Here is a 25077-nt window from a genome sequence, read left to right as displayed (position 1 = left end):
AACAATCTCACTTCAAGCTAAGCGCAGTCTCATTGTAATAAATAATGACAAAACAAACATAATGGCGAGCAAATACCTCAGGAAGATAAGTTCAACCGGCCGCCAGTGTATTCCAGAAAGCCTCCCCTGTCACTTATACTGATCTTTGACAAGGAAAGAGCCGTAAACGGGCTGGCGCACCCGCAAAGCGGCTGCATCCAGCCCATTTACGGCTTCTCATGTAAATTAAATACATCATCAATGTATGAAATGGGATTTCGCCTAGTGAGCCTAGCCAGCGAATTCTTTTGTCTAGAGTACTCCAAAGTAAGTTTCCCCAACTCTAAAACAGCTCCTGCACTAAATGCTTCGATCGCGAGCTGACTATTCCCCATGAGCATGGACACAGCCGACGTAACCAATGCCCCAGCCAAAATTTTTGAATCACAAAGGAATGTAAGAGTTTTGATTGTTGTTTCAAACCCAAGCGACTTAACGCATTCTCGATATTCATCTAATCTTCTCTGAATATCATCTTCAATAAATGCCCTTTCTTTTCCACCGTACTGCTCATAGGCAAAAAGTCGAAAACTTCTCATTTTATCCATAACAGCTTTATCCCTCCGAAATTCCATAATTTCAGGTATTGTAAGCTTTTCAGTATCAATGAAAGCAACACCCGGGATTGAGATGCAGTTTGTGACGTCATCATCATTTAATGCGGCATGCGAAAATCCAGAGCAGTCAACAACCATATCGGCCAACTCAAAATCTTCGACGATAATGTCAAAAAGATCCGTTACGTCACGCAAAGATGGACATGGGAAGCGTCCAGCCTCATTTGTTCCTCCCCCCTTCATTTCCGATAGTTTTACAATAAACGCTTTAAACATCTCGTCACCATGCCCCTGCTTCACCATGTACAAAAACAAGAGATTATCAAAAAACTGTATAAGCTGACGAAACCCAGGACGTGTTCTCAGATGCGGTGGATACAAATCAACGACACCATCTCCTCCTCCAAAAGCCTCATCTAATTCGTGAATGCTATTCTCGCTTATTTCTTTAAACTTCTCAATCTCCACACCATTACTACTACTATTTGCCCTTAGGCCCATAAACTGGCCTGCGAAATTCATTGGGATAACGAAGTCATAATATAGTAACGCCTCTTTGAGATTACCCAGTACAATTGCGGTGTTATGATAAGATCCCATGGTACAATCATTTATATTTTACACATCACTTAAGCCGACCAGTATGACATGAAGTCTGCATCGTTAATTCACAGGAGAGCGGTTTTTATGCGCTGGCCAGTTCCAGCGGCTTTACCTGCTTACGGATTGCGGGCAGGATTTCCTGTTCGGCCATGCGGAGTTCGTAGTTGCGTTGCAGATTGAGCCAGAGGGCCGGGGTGGTCTTGAAGTACGTCGCGAGGCGCAGGGCGGTTTCGATGGAGATACCGCGCTTGCCGTTGACGATCTGCGTCATGGTTGACTGCGAGATACCGGAGTCCTTGGCGACACGGTACGGGGTGATGCCTGCGGGCTTGATAAACTCTTCCAGCAGGATTTCACCGGGGTGTGGCTCGGGAATCATTTTCGGATGCTTGCTCATGGTTGTTTCCTCAATGGTAGTCCACAATCTCGACCGCGTGGGCGTGCTGGCCCTCGAAGCGGAAACAGATGCGGTATTGCTGGTTGATACGGATCGAATGTTGCCCGCTGCGGTCGCCGCTGAGTTTTTCGAGGCGGTTGCCGGGCGGCAGTTGCAAGTCTTCCACGCAGTCAGCCGCGTCGATGAGGCGCAGCTTGCGCAGAGCGGATGCCTGCAAGTTCGCGGGAAGCCTCCGATGGCGCTGGTTGCCGAAGAGCGCTTCGGTGTGCTTACAGGCGAATGACTTTATCATGTTTCGATGGTTTTAGGTTAGCTTTTTGGATATATTTGTCAAGCGAACATATTCTTCTGTGAAACATAGACAAAAAGCCGGGGCAGCACTGCACTACCCCGGCCCTGCGGCTAGTTTTCATACCCAAACTTGCCGTAAACGGTCGTGATCCCCTTTTCCTGATGGACACGCTCGGCCTCGATACAGGCACGCCGCCCGATCTGCACTTCCGGTAGCGGCTCCTTTTTATCGGAGGCGAGGAAGTAATACGACTGCTTCCCGCTGCTGATGGCCGCTTTGACCTGCTTATAGCTCAGGCCCTCCCAGGTCTTTTCCGCCACATCGACGCTAACCACTAATCCACGGAGAAAAAGACCGTCCCCGTCCTTGAATAGTAGGTTGCCAGTCGGTTGATTTGTTTTCGTTTCCATAGTTGTATTTCCTTATTGATGAGTTCTAGGCCGCACATGAATCCAAGAGCATTTGAGACAGGTGCAGCCTTGCCGCCCACAAATGCGTTGATGACTGTTTGCGCGACCTCGTGATAAGGCCGCTGAAAGTAAACCTGTTGGGAACGGAGGTACTTACCGCCCCACCCTTTGACGTAGACCGTGCCCTTGCGCATCCACATGCCCCAGCGTTGGCGCAGCGTATACGGCACGCGGGAAGTCTGTTGCGGCTTCTTCCCTTTGGGCTCGTCGCCCTCTTCGTCGTCGGCCTTAGCGGGCTTGGTGTAAAAGCCGCCGCCGGTCTGCCAGAAACGAATGCCCGCCGTTAGTCGCCCATCCTTGCGCCGCTTGCGGTAGTCAAGCACCCAGCCCGGCAGATCGAGGCCGGTTTCCTCGTCACAGTCGCCGCTCGCCATCTTCGAGACGTACTTAAACAGATAGCGGAAACGCTTTTCCCGGATACCTTGGACGTTGACCCGACCGAGGCCCCACCACTTCGTGAACATGTCCAGAAAGTCGGGCGGTATCTTCTTGCGGTAATCGATTATGAGATGCCAATGCGGATACCCGTCTTCGTGAAACTCGAGTTTCCACGCCCAGCCAAATTTCCCAATCACCTTGCGGACCTTGGCCAAGAAACGCCGCATGCGTGCGCTCCCCAGCTCGTAAACCTCCTGCGGAGGCATAAGGCCGTGTCCGTCCGTGGTCAGCGTGAGGAACTTGCACCGCTTGAGCACAGGAAGCCCCTTACGCTCGATTTCCTTGCGCTTGAGGTAAACTCCGCGCTCCGTGATCCAGTTGGGACCGTGATAGCCGCGCACCTGCACCCCGTAGAAGTTTTCAAGCTCGCTCATCGTGCGCCCTCTCCGGTTGACCGGTTACGCTTCTTGGCTGGGCCTAGAGCCAGTCCCGCCGCCTCTTTCCGCGCAGTCGCAAGCGAGCCTTTGGGCGCGCTTTCTTGCTCAGCGCGGGGCGGCTCGCCCTCGGAGCGGCCAACCTTGACCAACGCCAGTATTGACTGCCGGATGTGCGCGGGAAGCTCGCCCCACGCCTCTAAAACCTCTGCCAGTTCAGCGAAGAATTCGCCCGCGTCCAGAGCCTCGGGAGTGCATACGGGAGTGTCCTCGTCCCCTTCGGACTCGCTACCATCTACGCCGCAATGGGTTGCGGAGTTATGCGACATGGTTCGAATCCAGTTCCCACCACCATTTTTCTTTTCCGCCTCTTCGTGTCAGAAGGGGCTTTTTTGTGACTAACCGCGCCAGAAGCAACGACTTGAGATTTTTCAATTTCGTGATTATTCGTCGTAGTTTGCGACCATAAAAGACCCCTTGGTCTGCAAAACTGGTCTCTATATCGGTCCACGTTTCCGAGGGAAAAACCGGTTCCAGCTTCTCAAGCTCTTCTTTTAAATCGATGGCTGACTTGATCGTGTAGCGTTCGGCCATATCGCGTGTCTTGTGGCCGAGGTACGGTTGGGCTGCATTCGATTATAGCGACCGTGATACATTCATGACTTATCGGTCCATCAAATGGCATTCAAACACCGCAACGCAATCGAGGGAAAAAGCCCCATAGCCGCATGAACTGACCGCTTCGATTCGGAAATACCCGGCCGTAGTCAGTTCATAATCGTGATACCCGATCACAAATACAACATCCAGATACGCCTATTCATTCCGATGACAATTTAACCATGATATAGTATTGATATAACTAAACATTATCAGTACAGATGAAATTGCCGTAATTACCCGCACTCTCTACGTAGCAATGAAAAACATAAGCTTATACCTAGTATTATCATTCCTATCAGCAACGCTAACCGGCTACCTCCATGCAGGTGTGTCATTTTCGAATAACCAATTCGAGGTAGTCGTCGCACCAGGGTATGACCATGTTCCAGTCTCGATCCCCTATACTCTCACCTCGGGAACCATTGATGAGTCAACGCTATCGGTAACAGCTGATGTTTCCTGGGCCACGCCCAAGCTCAACAAAGCGGACAATACCATCGACATTACCTTCTCCACGCGAGACCTGCTGGCGACATATACAGCTACGATCACCGTCAACGATGGAACCAATGACACGCAGCTATTCTTAACTGCAACCGTATCGCCCCTGAACATCTACCGGCTGGAGGACGACCCACTACGCCCGATCACCTACGGCATCCAGCTCAATGGCATTAATAAAGGCTGCATTGTGGCCTATGATCCCGTTACCCAGACTCCCCTCGCCTGCGTGACTGTCGATGAACGCCCGACCGACTTCGTCATTAGTGACGATTACTCCGAGCTACTCGTCATATGCAGCGCTGCCAAAACCATCGACGTCATCGACCTGACGACCTTTACGTTAAAAGAAAAGATTAGCCTCCCCGTGTACGGTGCGTGGGGTGATCTTGATGACACTACTGCAAATATAGACTTGGGGCCTGGTGACATCATATACTATCTGGATGGCTCCTGGGGGCCGACGCTTCACGTCTTCGACCGTTCCACAGGATCGGTGATTCAGTCCATGCAGTGGAATGGCTCCGCGCCCTCCAATAGCACGGGATTCATGGACTTCGCGGTGACCAGCGACAAGACCGAGATGATTGCCATGCCCCAGTACGGCTGGTCGGCAGGCGCGCACTCGCGCATCATCGGTCACTACACCATCGCCAGCAACGGCAAGGTCACTTTTGTCAAGCAGTCCGCAGTAAGCGACATCGACCGTGAACCGTTCGAAGCGCCGGTACTGATGCGTGATGACGACAAGATCGCGATTCTGAAAACCATCTCCGCCGACCCCTCTGACACAGATATCCAGAAGCAGTCATTTCCAACGGCAATCTGGTCCATGACTCAGGATGGCAGCATCGTAGCCACCACGACGAAACTCTACGACTACGAGTCGGGCACGCAGCTCTATACCATTCCCGGCATGACCGGGAATGGAAGCGGCTATACTTACCGATTCGCCCAGGCATTCACCTCTGACTACCAGTTTTTCGTCTATTTCAATCCGGCCACACGCCAGCTAAACAGCATTAATCTGACCGACGTCATCAGCGCCAGTCAGGTAAACCGTCACATATCCCCGGCGAATGGGGTCGCAGTCATCCCTCCGGAGAAATTGACCTGGACCAGCACCACCGGCATGGACCAGTACGACGTGTACCTGGGCGACTCTCTGGAAGCAGTTCGTGATGCCGACACATCCTCGCCGCAGTACCTGGGTCAGGTAGTCGGTACCGACTACGACTTCACGAGTCCTCTGCCGGCGGGAAAGACCTACTACTGGCGAGTGGACGCTGTCAGCCCATACGCCACCTATGAGGGGCCGATCTATTCCTTCACGGTAACGGACGTCGCCCTGAGCACACAGCAGATCGAGGTCGAGGTCGTCGCGGGCTATGATCATTTCCAGACGTCTCTGGAGTTGGGCTCCGACACCTCAAAGCCTTGGGCTGTGGCCGCCGACGACGCATGGATAAGCTTCCCGGAAACCTCCGGCACAACACCTCACTCCGTATCCATTGACATTGATGCCTCCGGTTTGGATGTTGGCTTTCACGAGTCAACGATCCGGCTGACACTGCCCTCCGGCGAGCTGACGATCCCCCTGAAGCTAAAGATCCAGCCACTCGCACTCACGCACTTCCGATCTGACCGCAATAGTGAGATCGTATATGCTATCAGCGAGGACACCTCCGCCACCATCTCCAAAGCCTATTTGCTGGAAATCAACGCAGACACCGAAGAGATCGAGCGTGTCTTGCCAGTGGGCTCCTCCGTAACCGATTTCACCATCAGCTATCCGGACCAGCAACTGCTGGTCGCCAACTGGAAAAGCGGACAGCTTCTGGTCATTGACCGGACGGAGTTCAAAATCGAAAAAAGCATCTCGTTCAAGCCTGCGGGAGCCACAGGTTATTCCGAGGGAGACGTGTACCGGGTCGCCGCGGGAGTCAGCGGCCGTATTGTCGTCGAAGAGGAGGACCAGTGGATCGACATTAACCTGTATGATACAAATAACAAGCACGTCCTCGACAGTGACCATGTCCGCGAGGGCGGTGGAGCTTTTGGCCCGGACGGGCGTTACTATTACCATGGGGAGAATAATTCTTCCGGCGCCGCCATCATCAAATACGATATGACCGGCGATGCCTTTACCCTGCTCCGGGAGATACGTCCAGCGGAGATCAGCTCCTACTATGGCTCCCGTACGGTGGTTGTTTCAGAGGACGGCAGTCGAGTCTTCTGGGCCGGGGTTGCCCTGGACTCCGATTTGAACACAGAATGGAAAACGACTGACATCATCTACTCCACAACTGGTGATGGCCGTTATGCCTTTGCCGATACGGAAATCTATGACATTAACCTGCGCCGCCAGGTACTCGCCATGCCGACAAATACCCGGGTCAGCGGATTTAACACGACCACGAGCAAGCTGATAACCCAGGTCGGCGATGAGATCGCGTTCTACCCGCTGACGACTCCCCTCTCCCTCCCAACTCCGGAACTTAGCGCTGACGCTCCCGGGCACACCACCGTCACACTGACTTGGAGCGACAAGTCACTGGAAACCCAATTCAACATCCAACAGCGGGAACTCGGGGCGGATACTTGGACAGACATGGCAACCGTTTCCGCCAACCAAACCACCTATCAGGTAACCGGTCTGACCGAGTCCACGGAGTATGAATTCCGCATCCGGGCAAGTGCGCCGTCTTGCAGTTCGGACTGGAGTAATGTACAGCCAGTCACCACCACTGCCACGCCCCCCGGCACCCCCAGCCTACTCAACGCCACTGCTCACTGGAATGAAGTCGTCCTGATCTGGTCATCCGTCAACGGCGAGACCGGCTTCGTCCTCGAGCGCGCCCTCTCCGGCTCTGACGCCTGGACTGAGATCGCAACGCCTACCGCGAACGACACAACCTATACGGACACCAGTGTCGTGCAGGGAGAGAGCTACCAGTATCGCGTTAAGGCCCTTAATAAGAATGTGGCCTCCAACTATTCCAACATAAGGAGCGTAACGGTGCCGGTCCGCACGCAGCCCGCCACTCCGGCACAAGTTAACGTCAAAGTCATCAGCAACAGCGAACTGCAAATTACGTGGGTGGATGTGGCCGATGAAGATGGATACCGAATCGAACGCCGTACCGGCTCCGGAGATTGGGTTGTGCTGGCAGAGCTTGAGTCCGGCATCACCTCGTATACAGATTCAGGCTTGGTAGAAGGCACCCAGTATGAATACCGGGTGATCGCAGCAAACACTGTCGGCGAGTCTGCGGCATCAGGCACCGTCAGTGCAGCACCGGTCACTATTGTTGTCCTGCTTGAGGACGACTTCGACCCCATCTTGCAGGATGTCCTCTGGGAATCTCTTGTAGGAGCGAGTGTGCAAAATGGGAGAGGTTTCAACAGCGGTAATGCCCTCTGGTTTGGCCAATCCTCCCTGCGTGTCGCTACAACCGTCCCACTCGACCTGACAAACGCCAACAGCATCAATTTCATGATGCGTGCTGGTAATCAACTGAATGATGGGAGCATTTACTGGGACAACTCCGAGTCTGGAGAGTCCGTACAACTTCAATACACCACCGGCGATGGCATCTGGCGTAACATGCTGGTTATCGACACTGAGTATCCCCTGCTCAGCAGGTGGACACAAATCAAGATCACGGTGCCTGAGGAGGCGAGGACTACAAATGTCCAACTGCGCTGGACCCAACCCATAAACAGTGGAAGCGACTTCGATAATTGGGCGATCGACGACTTGTTTATTGATACGGCACTGCCGAACCTGCAACCGCCCGATTTCGTGATAAGCAGTGGAATTTCCCCAACACATATCGGCATCTATTGGATCGCATCCTCTGCCGGAGATCAGCCAGCCCAGTACGTGATTGAGCGGCGATCATACGATACTGACTGGGAAGAAATCGCAGTCTTACCTGCTACCCAGACCTTTTACAATGATACCGGGCTTACGCCGTCGACTATTTACGTCTATCAGATCATAGCCCGCTACTCTGGCCTTGATTCGCAGCCTTCTTACACGGTTGTCGAAGAGACCCGCTCGTACTACGTACAGTGGATGCTGGACAATTACGGCACCACGAACATCGATCAGATCAATCCGAAAGATGCGGAGGAGGCCCACCCCATGCTGCGCTACGCCTTTAACCTGGCAGCCACAGGAGCACCCTCGACGGTCCCTGATGAAGGTACTGAGGGCATGCCACGCACCTTCCAGGAAAACGGCTACCTTCATATGGAGTTTATTCGCCGGACTGATAAATCAGGCCTAGGTGTGACTTACGCATGCAAGTTCTCATCCAATTTCCAGCAATGGGACGAAACGGGCGTGCTCATATCCACGACACCGATCGATGCGGACTGGGAGCGCGTTGTCATTCGCGATACCGTCCCCCTCACAAACGGGCAAAATCGCTTTGCCCGTGTAGAGATCAACGACAGTCAACAGTGATTTACACTGACATGCAAAGCGAACGAAACTCATGCATGCGTGAATGCCCGTCGTTACCACGGGCCGCACACCGCAGAGCCAAACACGCCCTTACGTATCTGTGCGGAGGGTGCCTCTTGATGTTTGGAGCTTGTAGCAAGGCCCCACCCCAAGAGGATGCCCCGACGGCACACGCCCAGGAGGCACCGCAAACATTGGAAGCACAGGTGGCTCCTGTGCTAAAGCTGCCCGCCGAACCGACTCCAGCAGATACATCACCGCAATCGATGGCTGCCGCTACCCAGTCAAACGCAACAGCTTCGCCTGTATCTGCAGCGAAAATTACGCAGCAAACCGTCAATGATGTCCGCGGAAATCCCTATGAGCGCATCACCTTGGATGAGCACGGGGAGTGCATTCGCCAGGAGCATTTTACTTACGGCAGCTCTCAGCAACTCCTTGTCTGGCGCCAACTCGACCTGCCAACCGGGCAGAAAAGCAGAATCGAATACACCTACTCCGATGAGGGATCGTTGCGTTCCCTTGAGTATTTTTCTCCTGACAACGAGGTCAGAGTAATCGAATTCGATGTCGAAAGAGATGCGAATGCTCCTGTGTACGCGGGGCGGATGATTCATGCGGATGGTAAGATATCTGCCTATGAGGGTACCCCATTCCCCTGGGGGGAAAACTGATATCGAGCATCTATTTCTCGCGCCCCATCGCGTGATACTCCTCATCCCAGAGGTGACAACCTCTCAGATTCCAGCCTTGCCCTGGGCGAAGAGCCGTGAGAGCTGAAGGTATCGCAATATCTGACCGATGACCTTACTGTGGATAGTCACCGCCCTGTGGGCTTTTTCGTTTTCGCTGATCGGCGCCTATATCTCTGGGCAGGTGGACGATTATATAGCCGTGACCACGCGCATGCTGCTGGCGCTGCTGGTCTTTCTCCCGTTCTGGAGGCCCGTCCCGTGGCGACGCGCGCTGGTCATGATGGCTACGGGTGCGATTGAGATCGGGCTCACCTATCTCTTTCTATACCACAGCTACCACTACCTGAGCGTACCCGAGCTGCTGCTCTTCACCATTTTTACACCGCTGTATGTCAGCCTGTTCTCGGATCTGTTCGCACGGCGCTGGCCGCGGCAGTTCTGGGCACCGGCACTGCTGGCTGTCGCCGGGGCGGCTGTCATCCGCTGGACGGATCTCGATGGCGACTACTGGAAAGGCTTCGCGTACATCCAGGCCGCCAACGCCTGCTTCGCCTTCGGGCAAGTCTGGTATCGCCACCAGGACTCGGGGAACCCCCTGCCCCACCGCAGGCGATTCTCATGGTTTTTCCTCGGGGCGTTTTTGGTTACAGGCACAGCGATGGCCTTTCTGGCGGACTGGAGCAAGCCGCCGGATACGCCCACCCAGCAGGGCGTGCTGCTCTGGCTGGGCATCGTCACCTCCGGGCTCGGGTACCTGGGCTGGAGCTATGGCTCGATCAAGGTCAGTGCTCAGCAGCTCGCCGTCATGAATAACATGCTCATCCCGGCAGGTATCCTGGTCAATGTCGCCTTTTGGGGCGGTCGTGTGGAGCAGTGGCCGCGTCTGCTCGCAGGCTGCGTCTTTCTGGCGGCGGCGCTGTGGATCTGCCGTGGCCGGAAGAAATCGTCATGAGCCCGCCGGGGCGGACTCCTTTTGGACAGTCCGCTGCAAAGCCGCCTCGATCTGCCGTGAAATCGTCTCGATGTCGTAGTCGGCGTAAGCACACAGATTTGCCTGGCTTGTATTGAACCAAAACTACAAAGAACTACGCGGGCTAGATAGGCCAAAGTTGGAGACTGAAGATTCCACCTAATCAGTCACTCAATGCTCGATTAAGGGTTTCGGTGAAATTGTGTTCAAAGGCCTTCAGGCTGTATTCATCGAGCACATGCTGGCGCACGGCGGTCAGCTCGTCTTCATCTTTTTTGAGGGCATGTATGAGGGCACCCTCCAGGCCATCGACATCACCGAAGTGGAACCGGCAGCCCGGCGGCAGAAAGTCGTGCATGCCGTCGCGGTCACTGCCGACCACCGGCACCTGACAGGCCGCAGCCTCCAGCATGACCAGCGGAAAGCCCTCGAAGCGCGATGGGATGATCAAGCAATCGAGCGCCGGATAAAGCTGCTCGGTGTGTTTATGCCAGCGGCGAAAAATCACCCGGTCGGACAACCCCGAACCGATCACCAACTCCGTCAGGCGCTCATGGTCCGGCCCATCCCCGACCACCAGCAAACGGGCACGCTCAAGCTGTCCCTTAAATGAAGCCAACGCATGGACGAGAAAGTCCTGCTGCTTCTGCTTGAACTCCACCCGCCCGAACAGGCCGAAAAGCGTGCCCTCCGGTAAGCCCTCATGAGCGCGGACATGAGCCTTGCTCGCAGGCTGAAATCGCTCGGTGTCGATGCCGTTGTTTACGATATAGATGGGCTCGTGTGCCCCGCGAGAGCGCAACTGCTTGGCGACACTCTCCGTGATGGTCAGCCAGGCATCGGGCACGGTAAACAAATACTTCGTCGTAAGGTCGCGCACATGCCCGAGCTTGGCGCCCATCTGGGCAAGCGTGTGGGCCAGCGGGATGTAGCTGATCACGCGCAGGCCCGCCTGACGCGCTGCCAGCAGCGCCAGCGAGCTATCCTCGATCTCCCCCTGGATGGCGACGAAGCCGTCCAGCTGCTGCCCGGCCAGTTCCTGAGCGAGTGCATTGATCTCGGCGCTGGCGAAGCGATTCCTCAGGGCCTGAAACTTACGGGTCAAGGTCGGGGCATCGCGCAGCTCCAGCTGTCCCCCCTCCTCCTGACAGATTGCCGCATGCTCCCGCAGTCGCGCGTTGGCAGGATTCACATAAAAGATGACCCGGCACTCCGGGCTTTTTGCCACGGCGGCAATCCCCCGCATTGCCATAATCTGATGTCCGCCAAAATCGGGATTGTCATCGTAGAAGGCAATCGTACGCATCGGGGCCAAATGTAAATTTACTCATCACAAAAGACAAGTCTGTAGCTGATTGAATGGATTTATCCGAAACACAGGCAAAATGCCCTCGGTCAGAAACGGGCGTCACCGGCCAGCGGCGCGGCGATCACACGAATCCCCTGCCGCTCATAGAGCCCGAGTATAGCGGGATCAGCGCCGTCATCCGTCACCAATACATTCACCTGCTGGGGCTGGGCAAAGATGAAGGGGCTTTTCGTCTCCAGCTTGCTTGAGTCGCAGACGACACAGACGCGCTCGGCCCGAGGGATGAGCCGCTCCTTGAGGGCAGCCTGACCGGGGTTGACCTCGGAGGCACCGATCTCGTGGTGCAGGCCATCCACGCCGACAAAGAGCCATTTAATCAGAAAGCGCCGCAGGGAATCCTCTGCCACCACTCCCACGTAGGAGCGCGAACGCTCCTCGTAGCTGCCGCCCGTACAGATCAAATCGTAACCGGGCCGTCCGCCAAGCGCGACGATCACATGGTGCGCATTGGTCAGGATGGTGAGCGGCTCCTGCGGCAGGTAGTCCGTCATCGCCAGCACGGTCGAGCTGGCATCCAGAAAGAGCGTGTCTCTCGCGCCCACGAGCGATGCGGCGGCCTTTGCGACCACCGTTTTCTCAAAGCGGTTGACGGTCTGGCGCGCGGGCAGCGGCAGGTCATGCCGGGAGTCCGACAGGCGCGTAGCCCCACCATGGATCCGAATCACCCGGCGTGCGTCTTCGAGCGCTTCGAGATCCTTGCGGATCGTCTCATTGGTCACTCCGAAATCACGCGCAAGCTGCCCGCTCTTGACCGAACCTTCGGCCTCGATCCGACGCAAAATGACTTCCTGACGTTGGGCTGGGAGCATTTTTTTCAAAAAAAGTGACAGGGCTACACTAGCCCACAACTTGGAAAACGCAAGGATAAGACCTTCGATTTCTTGCGAACGCAAGTCTGCAACCCTTGTTCCCCACAGGAATCAAAAGTCCAGCAGGCTTATCACGCAAAACCTTGCGAAGCGCAAGGCACGGAACAATACGTAAGTCAATACGCACTAATGACTTGAACAAACGTAGAAGCTGATTTTAATTAGTGGTATCCCCAGCGGGACAGTGTCCCACCCTCGTTCTTAACTCAACCCCCATACCCCCCATGAGTCCATATCTAGCCGAGTGCGTAGGCACTGCATTACTTATTCTGTTCGGCAACGGAGTCGTCGCCAACGTAGTTCTAGCCAAATCCAAAGGTAAAGACGGCGGCTGGGTCGTTATTACCATCGCGTGGGGCCTGGCTGTCATGCTCGCCGTCTATGCGGTCGGGCGGATATCCGGCGCACACATCAACCCGGCAGTCACGCTCGGTCTCGCCTCGATCGGAGCTTTTGACTGGGCGCAGGTGCCCGGCTACATCGGCTCACAGATGGTGGGTGCGATCATTGGCCAGACGCTGGTCTTCCTCACCTACTACGCCCACTGGGGGCAGACGGACGACCCCGCCGGCAAGCTCGCCTGCCACTGCACTGCCCCGGCCATCCGTAAGTTTGGCCCGGCCTTTATCACTGAGTTCATCGGTACGGCTATCCTGCTCTTTGTCATCCTCGCGCTGGGTAAAGTCGCTCTCGGAGCCGACAGTGACGCCGCAGCCTGGAGCAGTGCCATCGGCACATGGTTCGGCCCGATGCTGGTCGGTCTGTTGATCGTCGCCATCGGTATGTCCCTGGGTGGTCCTACCGGCTACGCCATCAACCCTGCCCGTGACCTGGGCCCGCGCATCGCACACGCCTTCCTACCGATCCCTGGTAAAGGCACCTCTGACTGGGCCTACGCCTGGGTGCCGATCGTCGCCCCGATCCTGGGCGGAATAACCGGCGCGCAGCTCTTTGTCCTGCTCAATCTTTAGCACTCTCAAAAACCTATCTCACCACCAACGCCCAAACCTCACTCCAACCCTTCGTAGAACATGTCCTCCAAAAAATATATCCTCGCCTTAGACCAGGGAACCACCAGCTCCCGCACCATCGTCTTCGACCACGACGGGCACGTCGCCGCTGTGGCGCAGAAAGAGTTTCGCCAGATTTACCCCAAGCCCGGCTGGGTCGAGCACGACCCGATGGAAATCTGGTCCAGTCAGAGTTCGACCGCAGCTGAAGCCATTTCACGGGCCGACCTGACGACGGACGTCATCGCCGCTGTCGGCGTGACTAACCAACGCGAAACCACCATCGTCTGGGACAAGGACTCCGGGCGGCCCGTCTACAACGCCATCGTCTGGCAAGACCGCCGCACCGCCGACTATTGCCGCAAGCTCAAGGAGGAGGGCCTGGAGGAAATGGTGACCGAAAAAACCGGCCTGCGTCTCGACCCGTACTTCTCCGGGACGAAGATCCGCTGGATCCTTGAGAACGTTGATGGCGCCCGCCAAAAGGCCGAAGACGGCAAGCTGCTCTTCGGTACCGTTGACAGCTGGCTGATCTGGCAGTTCACCGGTCGCAAGGTCCACGTCACCGACGTGACCAACGCCTCCCGTACCCTGCTCTATAACCTGGAGAAGGACGACTGGGACGACGACATGCTCAAGCTCTTTAACATCCCGCGCAGCATGCTGCCCGAGATCAAGTCGTGCTCCGAGGTGTATGGTACTGTCGAGCGCAACCTCTATCCCGGCGGTGCTCCCATCGCGGGTATTGCCGGTGACCAGCACGCCGCGCTCTTCGGGCAGGCCTGCTTCTCCCCCGGCATGGCCAAGAACACTTACGGCACCGGCTGCTTCCTGCTCATGAACATGGGCGAAAAGCCCGTGCGCTCAAAGAACAACCTGCTCACCACGGTGGCCTGGCGCATCGGCGACAAGACCGAGTACGCGCTGGAGGGCTCGGTCTTCATCGGCGGGGCGGTTGTGCAGTGGATTCGCGACGAGCTTCAGCTCGTACGTACTGCGCAGGAGCTGGACTGGCTCGCCTCCATCGTCGATGACGCCGGCGGCATGTACCTCGTACCGGCCTTTGCCGGGCTGGGTGCCCCCCACTGGGACCCGTACGCACGCGGTGCCGCTCTCGGCATCACCCGTGGCACGAACCGCTCCCACATCTGCCGCGCCGCGCTGGAGTCCATCGCCTTCCAGAGTGCAGACCTGATCTCGGCCATGGAAAAAGACAGCGGCCTGAAGCTCAAGGAACTGCGCGTGGATGGCGGCGCCAGCCGTAGTGACCCGCTACTACAGTTCCAGGCAGACCTGCTCCAGTGCTCCGTCCTGCGGCCCAAGTGCATCGAAACCACCGCTCTGGGCGCGGCTTATCTGGCCGGGCTCGCCGTGGGCTTCTGGGAAAGCCGTGAGGACATCAGCAAGTACTGGGAGAAGGACCGCACCTACGAGCCCAAGCGCGGCGCCGAGGCGATGGAACCCCTGCGCAAGGGCTGGGACAAGGCCCTCCAGCGCGCCAAGAACTGGGAGGAAGCCTCCGACGAGGCCGAATCGTAATTTCACAAAACCGCCACCATCAACCAACGTTTTTAACCGAAAGGATATTCCACGATGAAACGAGAAACTTCACTCGACCGGGCCAAGAATGCCGACAAGCCCTTTGACGTCGTCATCGTCGGCGGCGGTGCATCCGGGCTGGGAGCTGCCGTTGATGCGGCCTCCCGCGGGCACTCCGTCGCACTCTTCGAGCAGGCCGACTTCGCCAAGGGCACCTCAAGCCGCTCGACCAAGCTCGTGCACGGCGGTGTGCGCTACCTGCAGCAGGGCAATGTCTCGCTCGTGCTGGAGGCTCTGCGCGAACGCGGTCGCCTGACCCATAACGCCCCGCACCTGGTGCATTCGCAGGCCTTTGTCATCCCGAACTACTCCTGGTGGGAAGGCCCCTTCTACGGCATCGGCATGAAGGTCTACGACCAGCTCGCCGGTAAGCTCGGGCTCGCCCCCTCGCACCACCTTAGTCGCGAGGAGACCATTAAGGAAATCCCCACCGTCGAGACCGAAAACCTCGTCGGCGGCGTGATTTACCACGACGGGCAGTTTGACGACTCCCGTCTGGCCGTGAACCTCGCCCAGACCGCCGAGAAGCTCGGTGCAGCCGTGCTGAACTACTGCCGCTGCGTCGGCCTGATCAAGGAAAACGGCGTGGTCGCCGGGGTCGAGATCGAAGACCTCGAAGGCGGCGGCCAGTTCACCGTGCGCGCCAAGACGGTCATCAACGCGACCGGGGTCTTCGCCGACGACATGCGCCGCATGGACGAGCCGGCAGCCAAGAACATCATCGCGGTCAGCCAGGGCATCCACATCGTGCTCCCGAAGCGCTTCCTGCCCGGCTCCTCCGCCATCATGATCCCGAAAACGGCGGATGGTCGCGTGCTCTTCGCGGTACCGTGGCACGACCATGTCGTGGTCGGCACCACCGACACACCTTTACCCACCCACAGCCTTGAGCCGCGCGCCCTGCCCGAAGAGCGGGAGTTTGTGCTCACCCACGCCTGCAAGTACCTCACGGACGATCCGAGCGCCGACGACGTGCTCAGTATCTTCGCCGGGCTGCGCCCGCTGGTGAAGCATGGCGATGGCAGCGACACAGCCGCGCTTTCACGCGACCACAGCATCATCGTCAGCGGCAGCGGCCTGATCACCCTCACGGGTGGTAAATGGACGACCTACCGCAAGATGGCTGAGGACGTGATCGACCAGGCCCAGACACTCGGCGGCCTCTCCGAGCGGCGTTGCCGCACCGAGGAGATGCAGATCCACGGCTGGACGCATGCCGAGCCTGCGCGCCAGAACCTCGCCCCCTACGGCTGCGAAGGTCTCAAGATCGACGCCTTGATCAAACAGGACGCCTCCCTCGGCGAGCCCATTCACCCCGCCCTGCCCTATCAGAAGGCCGAAGCCGTCTGGCACGCACGCGAGGAAATGGCCCGCACCGTCGAGGACGTACTGGCCCGGCGCACCCGTGCCATGCTCCTCAACGCCCGCGCCTCTATCGAGGCCGCGCCCGTCGTGGCCGACCTGCTGGCCGCCGAGCTGGGGCAGGACGAGGCCTGGAAAAGCGCCCAGGTGGCAGAATACACGAAACTGGCGGAAGGCTATATTTTCTAAGGACACACGCGAAGGTGAGAAGCCCACGGGCGGGGGAGGCTTCGGTCTTCCCCGCCACAGGCGCTCCACCCGAGCAGGCCCAAGGAACTCCATGCCCAATGGCAAGCCGGAGCCGGACCCACCCCACTCCGATACAACTCCGGAAGCCACAACCCTAAGCGAAGCCGCGCGGATCCCCGCGCGGCTTCGTCTTTTTTTTAAAGGCGTGAAAAGAAAATGGTAGCGGCCTTTCTTGTCGCATTGGGGCAGAGCCCCTCAGTGTCCCGTGCGGTCACGCACCACCCCTGCCTAGCGCTCGATCATGCGGAAGGTGTAGCTCACTGTAACGGCCTGGCCGGAGGGCGCACCTCCGATATTACGGGCGCGGCGCACAGCGGTCAGGATCGAGCGGTCAAAAATCTGGCTCCCGCTGGGGGTGATGAGCACCACCGGGTTGAGCGAGCCGTTAGGCTGTACGGTGACGTTGACCACCGCGTAGACCTCGGTACCTTCGAGCGATTCGGGCTTGTCCCAGGCCAGCTCGATCTGACGGCGCAGCCGTGCGATAAAGGACTCAAGCGCGCGCTGGTCCGCCGGATTGGAAGACCCGGCGCTGGTGTTCGAGCGCACCACCGGCTGCGAGACGCGGAGCGTCGGCGTCGCGGCTGGCTTCACCGGTTTCGGTTTGGCCTGTGAGGGCTTGCCAAACTTTTTGTTAAACTCAGCCGCCGTCATCGTGGGCGTTGTCGGCTTGGGAGTGGGCTTGGGCTCGGACTTCGGTTTGGGGGTCGGAGTCGGCTTGGGCTCGGGAGGCGGAGGGGTTGGCTCAGGTTCCGGCTCAGGCTCAGGGATGTTAAGGTCCGGGATATCGACCGGCTCGGAGGGAGCGATCTTCGGGGCGTCAATGAGGGGCTCCTCGGGCTGTGGCTCCGGCTCGGTAACGGGCTCGGAAGGCGTCTCCATCTGCTGTTCGCTCGGCGGCTCGACCAGCTCAAAGATCACCGGCACCTCGGGCTTGTGCATACGCTTCCAGGCAATCATGAGCAGGATCGCCCCGAAGAACAGGACGTGGACCGTGATCGAGACCCAAAAGCCACGTGTGGTCGTCCGCTTGCTCATTGTACCTGCGTATCGAGATTCAGCCGGGAGAGTTTGTGTGCCTTGATCATATCAATGATCTCGATCACCTTCTGGTAGCGCAGGGTGCGGTCTGCACGCAGGCTGATGACGGGCGGGTTAGACTGGGCCTCCAGCCCACCGAGCAAGTCGTCGAGCTTGGAGAGGCTGACCGGGTCCTTGCCCCAAAACACCTGCCCCGCGCGGTCAATGGAGATGACCTGAAACTCCACCTCCTCGCGGGAAACCTGCGGGCGCTGCGACTCGACGGGCAGCTCCAGCGGGATGGTCTGCTCCAGCAGCGGCGTGGTGATCATGAAGATGATCAGCAGCGAAAAGGCGAGGTCGATCAGCGGAGTCACATTGATCTCCGAGACCGCCGTCATGCTCTTTTTACGCCTGAAAGTCCGTGCCATATGTTATTCTGTGAAGCGTTCGCGCGTCTGCCGTACCCGTTTAAAAAAGTCTAAAGAGCTGATAGCGCCCTACTCTTGCTCGTCGCCGGTGCCTTCCTCCAGCGCGATCTCGACCTCAAGCTCAATGCGGTCCGCCAGGGAGCTGGCAAAGTTCTCCAGCTCGGTGACGAGGAGCTTCGACTGGCTGAGCAGGAAGTTGTACCCGAAGACCGAGGGGATAGCCACGAGCAGGCCGGCCACAGTGGTGAGCAGCGCGCCGGAAACACCGGGAGCGAGATTCTGGAGAGTGGCGCTGGCCTGCAGGGCCATCGACCCAAAGGCGTCCATCACGCCCCAGACCGTACCGAGCAGCCCGAGAAAGGGAGCCCCCGTCACGATCGAACCGAGCAGGATCATCTTGGACTCGTACTTGATGGAGTGCTGGGCGACGCCGCGCTGGAGGGCGTTCTCGACGTGGCCCATACGGACCCGCAGGCTGCGCTCGGAGCCCGCACCCTCGTAGCGGTGAAAGGCGTCCACTGCCTCCTCGACCAGCGCCGCGTAGGGGCCGAGGGAGGAAGCCTTGCGGCCGAGGTTGAGCTTGAGCAGGCCGCGCTGCTGGGCCAGGCGCGACTCGAAGTTCAGGTTGAGCGAGCGCAGGCGCGAGAGGTCCAGATACTTGCCGATCATGATCGTCCACGCCAACAGGCTGAACACCAGCAGGGCCACCACGATGGCCTTGCCCGCGATATTGGACTCGCCGAAATAGGTAAAGATATTGGGCTCCTCGGCGGCCTGAGCCAAAAAGAGCCATGTACTGGGTAAATTCATGGTTTTTGAGAGAAAACGGACGCACGCGCCTCCGCTGTCTCTAGGAAAAAGCGAAAACGGCTTCGGTTTCAAGCAAACCTATCATTTATCAAAAAATAGGGCCACAAAGACCGCCAAACAGGCAACGAAGACACGAAGAACAAGAAGCAACCACGGATGACACGGATAGCACTGATGGAAAACCCCGGTATCCGTGTCATCCGCGAAATCCGTGGTTAATCGTCGAATCCGGTCTGACACAAAGTACACAGGGAGCACGAAGGTATGGCGGGTAAAAGGAAGCGACCACCTGGACTCCGATTGATCATTTCTCTGCTCAGTGTCCCCCATCTCTGATCGGGCCCTTAGCGACCCGACATGGGGCAGTTAGAAGCGCTAAAGATTTTACTCAGCGGGCGCTGAGAGCTTGCCATCGGCGGGTGTGTGTCCCAATTTCGCAGCGCATACGACTATGGATTACCTCGAAAAGACCCTGAAAGAGCTGGCCAACACGGCAGCTTCCGCTTCTTCACGCAATGCCGTCGTCGGCTTCGACGGTTTCGTGGACAAGATTGTTCACCCGGTCGATCAGCGCTTCGGCCCCGGCGACGACTATCAGGCGATCGAGACCATTGCCGAGTTTGGCAGCCGCATCTCTGCCGCTGCCGGTAAGAGCGCCAATATCGAGATGTACCAGGAGATGGAAAAGCTCGGCGGTAATGGCCCCATCATGGCCAACGCTGTTCTCTCCGCCGGGTTTAACACCCGCTACATCGGCGCCCTCGGTAAGCTCGCCATCCACCCGGTCTTCCAGGAATTTGCGGACAAGACCAACGCCATTTCCATCACCGATCCCGGCGTGACCACCGCTGCCGAGTTCAAGGACGGCAAGATCATGCTCGGTAACATGGCCGCCCTCGAAGAGGTCACCTACCCGGCCATGGTCGAGGCCATGGGCGAAGGCCAACTGCTCGACATGCTGGCCCGTGCCGACCTCATCGCCATGGTCAACTGGACCATGCTGCCGTACCTGACACAGGCCTTTAACGACATGCTGGACAAGGTTTTCCCGAACCTGCCGCCGCATGAGAACCGCCGCTTCTTCTTTGACCTGGCCGACCCGGCCAAGCGCTCTGAGGGCGACATCCGCACCGTGCTGAAGATCATCAGCCGCTATCAGGCCTTTGGGGCCGTCACCCTCGGCCTGAACCTGAGCGAAGCCCAGCAGATATTTAAGGTCCTCGGCCACTCCAAGGTCGGCACCGACGAAAAGGATCTCAAGCAGATGGCCAACACCATCCGCCAGGACCTGGAGATTTCCTGCGTCGTCGTCCACCCCACCCGCTGCGCCGCCTGTGCGACCAAGGACGGGGTCTTCTTCGTCGAGGGTCCGTACTGCGAGCACCCGAAGATCACGACTGGCGCGGGCGACCACTTCAACGCCGGCTTCAGCGTCGGCCAGGTGCTCGGCCTCTCGCCGGAAGCCTGCCTGACCGTCGCGGTCAGTTTCTCCGGCTCCTACGTCCGCACCGCCAAGAGCCCGAGCCTCGGCGATATTTCCACCTTCATCCACGGCTGGGACAGTCACGAATAAGGCGTGAAAGGCCGATTCATCACCTTCGAAGGCACGGAGGGCTGCGGTAAATCCACCCAGCTCGCCCGCCTCGCCAAGCGCCTCCGCGCTGACGGTGCCGAGGTGGTGGTGACCCGTGAGCCCGGCGGCACTCCGCTGGGCGAGGACATCCGGCACCTGCTCAAGCATGCCGACTCCGGCCAGGGCATGTGCCCGGAGGCCGAGGTCCTGCTCTTTGCCGCCAGCCGGGCCCAGCATGTGCGCGCCGTTATCCGCCCTGCCCTCGCGGCGGGCAAGACCGTGCTGTGCGACCGTTTTCTGGACTCGACCACGGTCTATCAAGGGGCGGCTCGCAAGCTCCCCGCCGATCAGGTGGCCGCGCTCAACGCCTTTGCGGTGGAGGGCTGCCTGCCAGATATGACCTTTGTCCTGGATATCCCCGCCGAGGTCGGCCTGCAGCGCGCCTGGAAGCGTACCTGCGAGGCCCCCGACCGCATGGAGCAGGAGGAGCTTGCCTTCTACCAGGCCGTCCGGCAGGGTTTTCTCGATCTGGCGGCAGCCGAGCCTGAGCGCTTCGCCGTCATCGACGGCACCCTGAAAATCGACGCCGTCTCCGCCGCTATCGACACCGCACTCAGTCAGAAATTCTCCACATGAGCACCCTCGCAGAACTGCCGCCCGAACTGGCCCGGAGCCGCCCGGCCACGGTTCTTCGACAGTCGCTGGAGCGGGGACGCCTGCCCCACGCCATTCTGCTGCAGGGGGCTTCGCTGGAGGGGCTGGAGGCGATCTGCCTGGCCTTTTCCGGTGAGCTTTTAAAAAGCGACAATCCGCAGCGACACCCGGACTTTTTCAGCATCCGCCCGGCTAACAAGATGCGCCAGATCAACGCCGAGGGTACTCGTGCGATGATCCGCGACATCCAGCACTCCTCGAATCAAGGGGGGCGCAAGGTGGCCGCCATTTACGAGGCCGACCGGATGAACACCGCCGCTGCCAACGCCTTTCTGAAGACGCTGGAGGAGCCGCCTGCCGACACCACGATCTTTCTCATCTCGACCCGCCCCTACGATCTGCTACCGACCATCCGCAGCCGCTGCGTCAACCTGCGCCTGCCGCTGGAGCTGGACCGCGTGAGCGAGCCGGACTGGCAGCAGTGGCTCTCCGACTACACTGAGTGGCTGGAAATGCTCCACGCCGGGCACGCCGCCCGTGGCGGGGCCGCCGAGTGTGTCATGGCCGCCTACGGGCTGGTCACGCGCTTCAGCGGGATTCTACAGACCATGTCCTCAGAGGCCTGGAAGGAATACAAAACCAGCCTGCCCGAGGGGCTGACCGACGAGCAGGTCACCGCGCTCGAAAGCGGCTACTTCAAGGGCCTGCGCGCCCGCCTGCTGGCGGAAATCGAGACCCAGACCCGCCACTACGCGGTCAAGCGCTCTGACGACATCCCCTCGACCAAGCTCGCCCAAGCCGTCGCCGCGCTGGAGAAATCCGCCGGGCTGCTGGAGCTGAACTTCAACGAGGCCGCCGCCATGGAAGCCTTTCTCCTGCAATCCCTGCGCCTCTGGTCCAGGGGTGCGTGACCCGTGTAGCAGCTACGGGCGGATCATCTCGAAGCGGTCGCCGGTGCGGCAATACCAGTGTGGCGAGGCCATTCGCCCGATAGTGGAGAGCTTGTCCGAGTTGATGCGTTTCGCCTCGGCGTCGTAAATTTCGTCGCGCACATGGACGCGCTTGATCAGCCCGACCACGACGCGGTTTTTGCCGATACGCAGCGTCCCCCACTCTTCGCACTCCAGCGCTGCCGGGGCCTCTGCGATACGGGGCGCACGGATGGCCGTGGAGGCTGCGGGAGTCAGCCCGGCGTGCTCCAGCTCACTCTGCCCAAAGGGCAACGCGGCAGCGGTCAGGTTCATCGCCTCGGCCAGCGGCTCGTCCACGAGATTGACCACAAACTGCCCGGTGGCGCGGATGTTGAGTGCGGTGTCCTTGGGGATGCCCTCGGGGCGGTCACCGGGGGCAAAGGCGCAGATCGGCGGCTGCGCGCCCAGCAGGTTGAAAAAGCTGAAGGGAGCGGCGTTGACGCGGCCCTCGGCGTCGATGGTCGTGACCAGCGCGATCGGGCGCGGCGTGACCAGGCTGGCCAAAATCGGGTAAGCCCGCCCCGCGAGCTCCGGCAAATCGAAATCCAGTTCCATATGCACGCCAGCTAACGCCGCCCCTGCGTTTAGTCAACCGCCCGGAGAGGTTCAGTGCCGCAGCACGGGGATTATGGGGGCTGCGCGCCCCGCAAAGGAGGACACAGGGCGCCGCTACTTTTTCACGCTCTAAAGCGCAAAAAGGCACCCATGGGCAGGGCGTGGTTGGGGCCCTTGAGGAAAAACTCACCGCAGTGCAGCTCGGCGCTCGGGAAATGCGCGCGGGCGATGTTTTCGCTGACCATGGCGGAGAGACCGGCGGCGTAGGTGCTCATGACGAGAAATGCGGGCTGAGGGTGCAGGAGCTGTGCGGCCTGGCCGACCAGCTCGTCCAGCTTCTCCTGGAGGGTCCACTTCTCCCCGCTCGGACCGCGTCCGTAGGGGGGCGGGTCCATGATGATCCCGTTGTAGCGGTTGCCGCGCTTGACCTCGCGTTTGACGAATTTCAGCGCGTCCTCATAGACCCAGCGGATGTCGCTCAGGCCGTTGAGCTGCATGTTCTGGTTGGCCCAGTTCAGGCCGGGCCGGGAGGCGTCCACGTGCGTGACATCCGCCCCTGCCGCCCGCGCCACGACCGAGGCCGCCCCGGTGTAGGCGAACAGATTAAGCACGCGCGGCGCCTCGCCGGAGCGCTGTTTTTTCCAACCGCTGACGGTCTCGAAAATAAAGTCCCAGTTACTGGCCTGCTCGGGGAAGAGCCCGACGTGGCCGAAGCTCGTCAACGCCAGTCGCAGGTTGAGAGAGAGCCCGGCGTTCTCATAGCGGATCTGCCAGCTCTCGGGCATGGTCGAGTTTTTGTCCCAGCCGCCGTTCACGTCGCTCTGAAAGCGGTACTTGTCCTTTTGCTCGCGCGAGAAGCGGTTGTCGGCGCGCTTACGCCACTCGTGCTCGTCGAGGGTTTTCTGCCAGATCGCCTGCGGCTCGGGGCGGATCAGCACGTACTGGCCGAAGCGCTCCAGCTTCTCGCCGGCTCCGGAGTCGAGCAGTTCATAATCGCGCCAACCGGCGGGATGTAAAAGTTCCATCATACGCAAAGGACCATGCAAAAGCCTCCGACGCGAAAAAGCGACCCCGAATCGCACAGACGATCCGCGATGTCACAGGGCGTGGCCAAGTGCTCTAAGGCAGGACCTTGTCCTTGACCAAGCTGCTGAAGAAATCCTCCATGATGGCGAGAAAGGCCTGGGGCTGCTCGGTGTGGGGGTTGTGCCCGGAGTCAGCGACCGTCCGTATCTGCGCCTTCGGAAAAAATCGGCGAATGGCTTCATGGTCGGTCGTACGCACGAACTTCGAATGCTCGCCGAGGACAAACAGCGTCGGACCCGTGTAGGTCTCGCCGTCGGGCAGGGAGTTCTGTCGAAGTGTATCGAGGTTTTGATACAGGACCTCCAGATTGACGCCCCATTTAAACTTACCGTCCCCGTCACGCTTGAGATTAGTCAGCAGAAACTGCCGCTGGCCAAAGTCCGGCACCGGACCTTTCAGAAAGGTGTCCGCCTCCTTGCGGGTGGTGAGCGCATCGAGATCGAGCGCGCGCATGCCCTCGAAGTCATCGATATGGTACGGCGGATAGCTTTTCGGGGCGATGTCTACCACCGTCAGGCTATCAACGCGGGCGGGGTCAGCCACAGCCAGGTGCATGGCGACCTTTCCACCCAGGCTATGCCCGAGGATGTGGGCGCTTTTCAGCCCTTGCTGCTCCAGAAAGTCCTCCACATCGGCCGCCATGTCGTCAAAGCCGCTCTGGCTGTCGTGCGGCGAGTCCCCGTGGTTGCGCAGGTCCAGCGCAAAGACTTCGTATTGGGAGGCCAGAGCCTTGCCGATGGTGATCCAATTGCGGGAGGAACCGAGCAAGCCGTGCAGTATAATAAGCGGCGCATTCCCCTCCCCCCCAAAGTAACGGTATGCGAGTTTCATGTGTGGAAAGCCGACAATAGTTGTGCAAACGCAGGATGTCAATCAGGTGCGTGACCACGGGTTGCGCCCCGTTGGCATTGATGGGGCTCTGCCCCATCGCTCGCAGTCAATTCCAATTTGCCTACAGAGTTCGCCGTCAGCCTATGTGCGGCGAACAGAGTTCGTTTGAGTTGGCGTCAAACGCCGTTGCCCATGCCGCCGCGTTGGCGGCGGCA

24 protein-coding genes are annotated in these 25077 nt (G+C 58.8%); 9 read left to right on the top strand and 15 right to left on the bottom strand.

Going from position 1 to position 25077, the window contains the following annotated elements:
- Positions 1-206: 206 nt before the first annotated feature.
- From K0V07_RS11430 to K0V07_RS11400, 7 genes are all read right to left on the bottom strand, one after another.
- The gene (locus K0V07_RS11430; RefSeq protein ID WP_220621524.1) at positions 207-1196 is read right to left on the bottom strand and encodes a hypothetical protein; all 990 of its coding nucleotides are present in this window, start codon (positions 1194-1196) and stop codon (positions 207-209) included.
- Between the two features lie 85 nt (positions 1197-1281).
- Positions 1282-1596: a HigA family addiction module antitoxin gene (locus K0V07_RS11425; RefSeq protein ID WP_220621523.1), complete on the bottom strand. Its 315-nt coding sequence runs from the start codon at positions 1594-1596 to the stop codon at positions 1282-1284.
- Between the two features lie 10 nt (positions 1597-1606).
- Positions 1607-1888 carry a type II toxin-antitoxin system RelE/ParE family toxin gene (locus K0V07_RS11420; RefSeq protein ID WP_220621522.1) on the bottom strand — a complete coding sequence of 94 codons (282 nt, stop codon included), beginning with the start codon at positions 1886-1888 and terminating at the stop codon, positions 1607-1609.
- 110 nt (positions 1889-1998) lie between these two features.
- A complete protein-coding gene (locus tag K0V07_RS11415) occupies positions 1999-2223 on the bottom strand; it encodes a hypothetical protein (RefSeq protein WP_220621521.1) in 225 nt (74 codons plus the stop codon).
- Entirely contained in the window at positions 2223-3170 is a 948-nt protein-coding gene (locus tag K0V07_RS11410) for a hypothetical protein (RefSeq protein WP_220621520.1), read from the bottom strand. The genes K0V07_RS11415 and K0V07_RS11410 overlap by 1 nt, the downstream gene beginning before the upstream one ends.
- Positions 3167-3499, bottom strand: a complete 333-nt coding sequence (locus K0V07_RS11405) for a hypothetical protein (RefSeq protein WP_220621519.1) — start codon at positions 3497-3499, stop codon at positions 3167-3169. The genes K0V07_RS11410 and K0V07_RS11405 overlap by 4 nt, the downstream gene beginning before the upstream one ends.
- Positions 3489-3764, bottom strand: coding sequence for a hypothetical protein (locus K0V07_RS11400; RefSeq protein ID WP_220621518.1), 276 nt, complete (start codon positions 3762-3764; stop codon positions 3489-3491). Before K0V07_RS11400 ends, K0V07_RS11405 begins: the two co-directional genes overlap by 11 nt.
- 760 nt (positions 3765-4524) lie before the next feature.
- On the opposite strand from K0V07_RS11400, the gene K0V07_RS11395 reads away from it, so the two are divergent.
- The 3 genes from K0V07_RS11395 to K0V07_RS11385 all read left to right on the top strand — a co-directional run bounded on the left by K0V07_RS11395 (position 4525) and on the right by K0V07_RS11385 (position 10455).
- A complete protein-coding gene (locus K0V07_RS11395) occupies positions 4525-8808 on the top strand; it encodes a fibronectin type III domain-containing protein (RefSeq protein WP_220621517.1) in 4284 nt (1427 codons plus the stop codon).
- A 215-nt stretch (positions 8809-9023) separates the two neighbouring features.
- On the top strand, positions 9024-9482 hold the full coding sequence (locus K0V07_RS11390; RefSeq protein WP_220621516.1) for a hypothetical protein: 459 nt from the start codon (positions 9024-9026) through the stop codon (positions 9480-9482).
- Positions 9483-9609: 127 nt separating this feature from the next.
- A complete protein-coding gene (locus K0V07_RS11385; RefSeq protein WP_220621515.1) occupies positions 9610-10455 on the top strand; it encodes an EamA family transporter in 846 nt (281 codons plus the stop codon).
- 181 nt (positions 10456-10636) lie between these two features.
- Here the strand turns inward: K0V07_RS11385 and K0V07_RS11380 are convergent, their stop codons facing one another.
- Together K0V07_RS11380 and K0V07_RS11375 are read right to left on the bottom strand one after the other, a co-directional pair.
- A complete protein-coding gene (locus tag K0V07_RS11380) occupies positions 10637-11779 on the bottom strand; it encodes a glycosyltransferase family 4 protein (protein WP_220621514.1) in 1143 nt (380 codons plus the stop codon).
- An 89-nt stretch (positions 11780-11868) separates the two neighbouring features.
- Positions 11869-12651, bottom strand: coding sequence for a DeoR/GlpR family DNA-binding transcription regulator (locus K0V07_RS11375; protein WP_220621513.1), 783 nt, complete (start codon positions 12649-12651; stop codon positions 11869-11871).
- A 284-nt stretch (positions 12652-12935) separates the two neighbouring features.
- On the opposite strand from K0V07_RS11375, the gene K0V07_RS11370 reads away from it, so the two are divergent.
- Genes K0V07_RS11370 through K0V07_RS16615 form a run of 3 tightly spaced genes read left to right on the top strand, consistent with a single transcriptional unit; the run spans position 12936 to position 16871 of the window.
- Entirely contained in the window at positions 12936-13682 is a 747-nt protein-coding gene (locus tag K0V07_RS11370; protein WP_220621512.1) for an MIP/aquaporin family protein, read from the top strand.
- Positions 13683-13742: 60 nt separating this feature from the next.
- Entirely contained in the window at positions 13743-15260 is a 1518-nt protein-coding gene (gene glpK, locus K0V07_RS11365; protein WP_220621511.1) for a glycerol kinase GlpK, read from the top strand.
- Between the two features lie 54 nt (positions 15261-15314).
- Positions 15315-16871 (top strand): glycerol-3-phosphate dehydrogenase/oxidase, encoded by a 1557-nt coding sequence (locus K0V07_RS16615; RefSeq protein WP_220621510.1) that lies wholly within the window; start codon positions 15315-15317, stop codon positions 16869-16871.
- Between the two features lie 288 nt (positions 16872-17159).
- On the opposite strand, the gene K0V07_RS11355 is transcribed toward K0V07_RS16615, so the two are convergent.
- The 3 genes from K0V07_RS11355 to K0V07_RS11345 form a co-directional block, all read right to left on the bottom strand.
- Entirely contained in the window at positions 17160-17969 is an 810-nt protein-coding gene (locus tag K0V07_RS11355; protein ID WP_220621509.1) for a TonB family protein, read from the bottom strand.
- Positions 17966-18382 carry a biopolymer transporter ExbD gene (locus tag K0V07_RS11350; RefSeq protein WP_220621508.1) on the bottom strand — a complete coding sequence of 139 codons (417 nt, stop codon included), beginning with the start codon at positions 18380-18382 and terminating at the stop codon, positions 17966-17968. Before K0V07_RS11350 ends, K0V07_RS11355 begins: the two co-directional genes overlap by 4 nt.
- A 69-nt stretch (positions 18383-18451) precedes the next feature.
- Positions 18452-19192, bottom strand: coding sequence for a MotA/TolQ/ExbB proton channel family protein (locus K0V07_RS11345; RefSeq protein ID WP_220621507.1), 741 nt, complete (start codon positions 19190-19192; stop codon positions 18452-18454).
- Between the two features lie 451 nt (positions 19193-19643).
- Between K0V07_RS11345 and K0V07_RS11340 the strand changes: the two genes are divergently transcribed.
- From K0V07_RS11340 to K0V07_RS11330, 3 genes are read left to right on the top strand one after another with little or no spacing between them, the layout of a single operon-like run.
- Complete coding sequence (locus K0V07_RS11340) at positions 19644-20765, top strand: PfkB family carbohydrate kinase (RefSeq protein ID WP_220621506.1); 1122 nt, start codon at positions 19644-19646, stop codon at positions 20763-20765.
- A 3-nt stretch (positions 20766-20768) separates the two neighbouring features.
- On the top strand, positions 20769-21401 hold the full coding sequence (gene tmk / locus K0V07_RS11335; protein WP_220621505.1) for a dTMP kinase: 633 nt from the start codon (positions 20769-20771) through the stop codon (positions 21399-21401).
- On the top strand, positions 21398-22330 hold the full coding sequence (locus tag K0V07_RS11330) for a hypothetical protein (RefSeq protein ID WP_220621504.1): 933 nt from the start codon (positions 21398-21400) through the stop codon (positions 22328-22330). The genes tmk and K0V07_RS11330 overlap by 4 nt, the downstream gene beginning before the upstream one ends.
- A 12-nt stretch (positions 22331-22342) precedes the next feature.
- On the opposite strand, the gene K0V07_RS11325 is transcribed toward K0V07_RS11330, so the two are convergent.
- The 3 genes from K0V07_RS11325 to K0V07_RS11315 form a co-directional block, all read right to left on the bottom strand.
- A complete protein-coding gene (locus K0V07_RS11325) occupies positions 22343-22945 on the bottom strand; it encodes a flavin reductase family protein (protein ID WP_220621503.1) in 603 nt (200 codons plus the stop codon).
- Between the two features lie 122 nt (positions 22946-23067).
- Entirely contained in the window at positions 23068-23973 is a 906-nt protein-coding gene (locus tag K0V07_RS11320; protein WP_220621502.1) for a class I SAM-dependent methyltransferase, read from the bottom strand.
- 91 nt (positions 23974-24064) lie between these two features.
- Complete coding sequence (locus K0V07_RS11315) at positions 24065-24862, bottom strand: alpha/beta fold hydrolase (RefSeq protein ID WP_220621501.1); 798 nt, start codon at positions 24860-24862, stop codon at positions 24065-24067.
- Between the last annotated feature and the right edge of the window lie 215 nt (positions 24863-25077).

This window comes from Ruficoccus sp. ZRK36, assembly GCF_019603315.1.
In the GTDB taxonomy this organism is placed as follows: domain Bacteria; phylum Verrucomicrobiota; class Verrucomicrobiia; order Opitutales; family Cerasicoccaceae; genus Ruficoccus.
The sequence above is the reverse complement of the archived record's forward strand: the minus strand, read 5'-3'. Positions and strand labels throughout refer to the sequence as shown.